At 51.9% G+C, this 6,310-nt stretch carries 4 protein-coding genes; all 4 read left to right on the top strand.

Features of this window, described 5'->3' with window-relative positions; all coding sequences use genetic code 11:
* The first annotated feature begins 189 nt into the window (after positions 1-189).
* Positions 190-1,497, top strand: coding sequence for a serine dehydratase subunit alpha family protein (locus tag A0U42_RS08010; protein WP_065360556.1), 1,308 nt, complete (start codon positions 190-192; stop codon positions 1,495-1,497).
* 194 nt (positions 1,498-1,691) lie between these two features.
* Positions 1,692-3,503, top strand: a complete 1,812-nt coding sequence (gene typA, locus A0U42_RS08005) for a translational GTPase TypA (protein WP_044504127.1) — start codon at positions 1,692-1,694, stop codon at positions 3,501-3,503.
* Between the two features lie 127 nt (positions 3,504-3,630).
* Positions 3,631-4,755 (top strand): DUF362 domain-containing protein, encoded by a 1,125-nt coding sequence (locus A0U42_RS08000; protein WP_065360555.1) that lies wholly within the window; start codon positions 3,631-3,633, stop codon positions 4,753-4,755.
* A gap of 214 nt (positions 4,756-4,969) precedes the next feature.
* Positions 4,970-6,298: a tRNA (N6-isopentenyl adenosine(37)-C2)-methylthiotransferase MiaB gene (miaB, locus tag A0U42_RS07995; RefSeq protein WP_065360554.1), complete on the top strand. Its 1,329-nt coding sequence runs from the start codon at positions 4,970-4,972 to the stop codon at positions 6,296-6,298.
* The last annotated feature ends 12 nt before the right edge of the window (positions 6,299-6,310 follow it).

Genomic DNA, 6,310 nt, shown 5'->3' with positions numbered 1-6,310 from the left:
ATATAAAACAAGGGGTCTTGTGAACAGGAGTGTCCACAAGACCCCAACATTTATTATAGAACCTTTTTTAGGCCGGTTTCCGAAAGGGAAATCAAATCGTCTTATGTTGTATGAGCATGAATAAAATGTTATTATAATATTATAAAGACGGGGTGCGGGGAAATCTATGAAAAAAGGCAGGTTAGTACCATGGATAAGATGGCTGTGTGGAAGCAAATGATCGATATCATAAAAACGGATGTAACGCCGGCGACGGGGTGTACCGAGCCGATTGCACTGGCTTACGCGGCGGCGGTCGCTGCCCGTGAACTTGGCGAACCGGTGCGCTTTATCGACGGCCTGGTGTCCGCCAATTTGATGAAAAACGGCATGGGCGTCACCGTGCCGGGAACGGGCATGCCGGGCCTTGCCATTGCGGCTGCTGTCGGCGCCCTCGGCGGTGATGCCGATGCCGGTCTCCAGGTGCTGCAGCATCTGACGCCGGACGTCGTGACTCTCGGGAAAAAATACGTCGCTGATGGCAAGATCACTGTTTCCGTCAAAGACAATACACCTCATGTGCTCTATGCCGAAGCCGTTGTGTACGGAGAAAATCACCGGGTACAGGTCATCATCGTCGACGACCACACGAATATCGTTTATATCGAAAAAGACGGTAGGCCGATTCTGGATGAACGCGTCGAGGCCGGCAGCGAAGAAGATCCCAAGATTGCCTTCCTCAATGGCCTGACGTTGGCCGATATCGTCGATTTTGCTGAACGCGTACCCTATGCGGATATCGCCTTCTTGATAGAAGCGGAACGTCTCAACGACCACTTGTCGAAAGAAGGGCTGACGGGGATGTACGGTCTTAAGGTAGGTTACAGCCTGCAGCAAATGATTAAAAAAGGCCTCTTGGCCGACGACTTGATGCAGGCCATCCGCATCCGCTCCGTTGCCGCCTCCGACGCACGGATGGGCGGGGCTGCTTTTCCGGCTATGACCAATTCCGGATCGGGAAATCAGGGCATTGCTGCAACTGAACCGGTCACGGTCGTGGCTGACTTTTTAAAAGTCGATGAAGAAAAAAGAGTCCGTGCCCTGGCCTTGTCCAGTATGGTTGCCATCTATGCCCACAGTTTCCTGCCTAAACTCTCGGCCTTCTGTGCGACCGTTACGGCTGCAATGGGAGCTGCTGCCGCCATGGCCTGGCTGTTAGCCGACGACGACCCCTTAGGCGCTATTGAAAAGACCATAGCGACCATGTCAGGTTCTGTTGTCGGCATGGTCTGTGACGGCGCTGCCAACAGCTGCGGCATGAAGGTCCTGGCCTCGGTTACCAGTGCTTATGAAGCGGTCCTCTTAGCCCTCAGCGACGTGCGGGTGGCCGGATCTGACGGTCTTGTCGCTAATTCGGCGGATGAATGTCTCAGAAATGTCGGCTTCTTGGCGACGAAGGGGATGCAGCAGACCGACGATGAAGTCTTGGAAATCATGCTCCACAAGAATCAAGCATAAGAAATAAATCTACTTCAAACAGCACGAAAGGCGAGATTAGAACGGCCTTTCGTGCTGTTTTGCTTTTCTTAATTAAAATTTGGGTAAAGATGTAAAATTAATGCCGGCGCCTTGAAAACATGGACAATTTTTTCTATTCGTGCTATACTAACCTAGTTTATAACTATGTTGTTATATGAGAGAGAGGATATTAGATGGAACGCACAGATATTAGAAACATTGCCATTATCGCTCACGTTGACCATGGTAAGACGACTCTCGTCGATGCCATGCTTAAACAGAGCCATGTTTTCCGTTCGAATGAAAAGGTAGAAGAACGGGTCATGGACTCGGGAGACATCGAACGTGAACGCGGCATTACAATCTTATCCAAAAATACATCGGTCATGCATGAAGGCGTCAAGATCAACATCGTCGACACGCCGGGGCATGCTGACTTTGGCGGCGAAGTTGAACGCGTACTGAATATGGTTGACGGCGTACTCCTTTTGGTCGACGCTTTTGAAGGCCCCATGCCGCAGACGAAATACGTTTTGCGCAAGGCTTTGGAACAGCAATTGAAGCCGATCGTCGTCATCAATAAGATCGACAAACCCGGTGCCCGCGTATCGGAAGTCGAAGACGAAGTCTTGGAACTGTTCATGGAACTCGACGCCAGTGACGAACAGCTCGATTTCCCGGTTGTCTACGCCAACGGCCGTGACGGCATTGCCAAAACGTCTATGGATGAAGAAAGCGACAACCTCGAACCCTTGTTCAATACGATCATTAAATACTGCCCGGCTCCTAAGGGCGATCTCGAAGGCCCGCTCCAGTTCATGGTTACGACCCTCGACTACGACGACTATGTCGGTAAAATCGCTATCGGCCGTATCGTCCGCGGCAAGATGCGTGCCAACCAGAACGTTGTCGTCACTGACGGCGAAAGCCAGCGCAAGGCTAAGATCGGCCGCGTTTACACCTATGAAGGCTTGAAGCGCGTCGAACAGGAAGAAGCCGGCATGGGTGAAATTGCCTGCATCGTCGGGATTTCCGACCTCAAAATCGGTGAAACCGTCACCGACCCGCAGAATCCGGAAGCCTTGCCGCGCATCGACATCGACGAACCGACCTTGTCCATGATTTTCTACGTCAACGACAGCCCCTTTGCCGGCCAGGAAGGGGAATACGTCACCAGCCGTCACCTCCGTGACCGCTTGTTCCGCGAAATCCAGACCAACGTATCCCTCCGCGTCGAAGAAACGGACAGTGCCGATGCCTTTAAAGTGTCGGGCCGTGGTGAACTCCATATCGCTGTCCTCATCGAAGAAATGCGCCGTCAGGGCTACGAACTTCAAATCGGCAAGCCCAGCGTCATTACGAAAGAAATCAACGGCCAGCGCTGCGAACCGCTGGAAGCGCTCACTATCGACGTTCCGCCTGAATTCATGGGCGCTGTCATGGAAAAACTCGGTACCCGTAAAGCGGAAATGGTCAATATGACCGACATCTCCGGCTACACCCGCCTGGAATTCATCATTCCGGCCCGCGGCCTCATCGGCTTCCGCAGTGAATTCCTGACGGCTACCAAGGGCAACGGCATCATGTACCATGTCTTCCAGGGCTATGCTCCTTGGAAGGGCGACATCCCGGGCCGTACGCGCGGCAGCTTAGTCGCTTTCGAATCGGGCACGACGACGGGCTACGGTATCTTCAACCTCCAGGACCGCGGCACGATGTTCATTAAGCCGGGCGAAGAAATCTACCTCGGCCAGGTCGTCGGTGAAAGCAACCGTGACGTCGACATCGATGTCAACCCCTGCAAGAAGAAGCACTTGACCAACACCCGTTCTTCGGCATCGGACGAAGCCCTGCGCTTGACGCCGCCCCAGGATATGGGCCTTGAAAAATCTTTGGAATGGATCAATGACGACGAACTCGTCGAAGTTACGCCGCAGAGCATCCGTATCCGCAAAGCTATCCTCGACAAACACGACCGCAAAAAGGCTATGCGCCGCGGCCAGTAATACAAGCCTATGAAGAGAAGGTTTGCTGCACTTGCAGTAAGCCTTCTTTTTTCTTGACTTTGAGCATGCTCTAAGGCGTATAATGAAAAAGAACCGTTTAAGGTCATTTATGGTAGGAGGTAAGGTTATGGAAAAATCAAAAGTGTATTTTACGGATTTTCGCTGTCATCCGGGAACGAACAATTTACAGAAGTTGCAGAAACTCTGTAAGAAGGCCGGCATCGGAAATATCAACTTTGAAGGCAAATTCGTTGCTATCAAACTCCATTTCGGGGAACTGGGCTGTTTGGCATCCCTGCGTCCGCAGTACGTCAAAGCCGTTGCTGATGTCGTTAAAGAATTGGGCGGTCGTCCTTTCTTGACGGACTGCAACACCCTCTATCCGGGCAGCCGTAAACATGCCCTGGAACATATGGACTGTGCCAACCTCAATGGTTATAACACGGTGACGACAGGCTGTCAGATCATCATTGGCGACGGTCTCCGCGGTACAGATGAAGTTGAAATTCCCGTTAAAAACGGCGAATACGTCGAAACGGCTAAAATCGGCCGGGCCATTATGGATGCCGACGTCTTCATCAGCCTGGCTCACTTCAAAGGTCATGAATCGACGGGTTTTGGCGGCGCCATTAAAAATATCGGCATGGGCTGCGGCAGCCGTGCCGGTAAGATGGAACAACATTCGTCAGGCAAACCCGTCGTCGACGAAAGCCTGTGCCGCAACTGTCATCGCTGCGCCAAAGAATGCGGCTCGGATGCCATCATCTATGAAAACAATGTAGCTCATATCGTCCAGGAACTGTGCAAGGGCTGCGGCCGCTGCATCGGTGCCTGTGCCTTTGACGCCATCCAGACTGTCGAATGGGACGCCAATGAAAAACTCGACCGCAAAATGGCCGAATATGCTCAGGCTGTCTGTCAGGACCGTCCGTGCTTCCATATCAACATGGTCATGGACATTTCTCCGAACTGCGACTGTCATGCTGAAAACGACGCCCCCATTCTGCCAAATATCGGCATGTTTGCGTCCTTTGACCCGGTAGCCCTCGACCAGGCCTGTGTCGATGCCTGTCAGAAGGCGACGCCTATGGCCAACAGCCAGCTGTCCGATCATTTAGCTCAGCCCGATTGGCACCATCACCACGATCATTTCCTCGACAGCAATCCTAACGTCGACTGGAAGACGACCTTGGAACATGCAGAAAAAATCGGTTTGGGTACGCGGGAATACGAATTAGTTACCGTTCATTAAGCACACTTAACCTTGTCTCCCAAGGTACTTTGCCCCTATAAGTCATGCCGGCTTATAGGGGCTTTTTGGCCCACGGGACCGCCTTACGACGAGGGGCAAAGGGCACATCTGGTAGGAAAGGGGGGCATCCCTTTTTTCTTGCCACAGGATACTGATATATGCTATCATGTAATGTAAACCTAAATTACGATTTTATAAAAATGGAGAGACATACATGGATTTTCAGCGCAATCAATTTTATCATATTATATCCTACGGCTGTCAGGCCAATGTGTCGGACAGTGAGCACTATGCAGGCCAGCTGGAAGCCTTAGGCTACCACCATACGGAAGACCTTGACATGGCCGACGTCATCTTGGTCAACACCTGCTGCGTGCGGGAAACGGCGGAAGATAAGACTTTGGGGAAAATCGGGGAATTCAAGCATTTGAAGGCCAAGAATCCCGATCTCATCATCGCCATCACCGGCTGCATGGCTCAGGAGTGGCAGGATAAGCTCTTTAAAAGGGCCCCCCATATCGATTTGGTCATTGGGACCCACAACATTCATAAGCTCATCGAGCTCATTGAAAAGCGGAACAGCAAAAAGGCACATTATATGGAAGCCGATATGAGCCTGCCGGCTTTTCACGACATGCCGGTCAAGCGCTTTCAGAATTTCTTTGCCTGGATCCCCATCATGAACGGCTGCAATAAGTTCTGCACCTACTGCATCGTTCCTTACGTCCGGGGCCGTGAAGTGAGTCGTCCCATTGATGCCATCGTCGAAGAAATCAAGAAAGTCGCTGCCGAAGGCTATAAGGAAATCACCCTTCTCGGGCAGAACGTCAATTCCTACGGGCTCGATTTAAAGGACGGTACGGACTTTTCCAAACTCGTGAAGGCTGTCGACGCCATTGACGGTATCGAGCGGGTCCGCTACATGACAAGTCACCCGAAGGACATGACCTTTGCCATGATCGACGCCATTGCCGAAAGCCAAAAAATCGTCAATCACATGCATCTGCCCATTCAGTGCGGGTCCGATGAACTCTTAAAGAAGATGAACCGCGGCTATACGACGGAACATTATTTAGAACTCGTCGACTACGCCAGAAAGCGCATGCCCGATTTGGTCCTGACGACGGATATCATCGTCGGCTTCCCGGGAGAAACGGAAGCCATGTTCCAGGATACGCTGGACCTTTTAAAACGCGTCCAGTATGACATGGCCTATACCTTCATCTATTCGCCGCGGACGGGAACGCCGGCAGCGACGATGCCGGATCAGATTCCTCAGGACGAAAAGAGCCGCCGCCTGCAGCGTCTGATGGATGTCCAAAACGTATACAGCTTGCAGAAAAATAAAGAAATGGAGAACCAGGTCTACGACGTCATCGTTGAAGGTCCGACGAAGAACGATGCCGATCATTGGTTTGGCCGGACGACGGGCAATAAGATGATCATCTGGGAAAATGACGGGTCCGTTGCCATCGGCGATACCGTCCCCGTGGCTGTCGATAAAGGTCAGACATGGGTTCTCAAAGGCCACTTAGTACACTAAGGAAGGTGAGAC

Source organism: Megasphaera sp. DISK 18 (assembly GCF_001682955.1).
Taxonomy (GTDB): domain Bacteria; phylum Bacillota; class Negativicutes; order Veillonellales; family Megasphaeraceae; genus Megasphaera; species Megasphaera massiliensis.
The sequence above is the reverse complement of the archived record's forward strand: the minus strand, read 5'-3'. Positions and strand labels throughout refer to the sequence as shown.

Coding starts and splice junctions, on each gene's coding strand:
- A0U42_RS08010 (WP_065360556.1), top strand. CDS start 190: ATGGATAAGATGGCTGTGTGGAAGCAAATGATCGATATCATAAAAACG.
- typA (WP_044504127.1), top strand. CDS start 1,692: ATGGAACGCACAGATATTAGAAACATTGCCATTATCGCTCACGTTGAC.
- A0U42_RS08000 (WP_065360555.1), top strand. CDS start 3,631: ATGGAAAAATCAAAAGTGTATTTTACGGATTTTCGCTGTCATCCGGGA.
- miaB (WP_065360554.1), top strand. CDS start 4,970: ATGGATTTTCAGCGCAATCAATTTTATCATATTATATCCTACGGCTGT.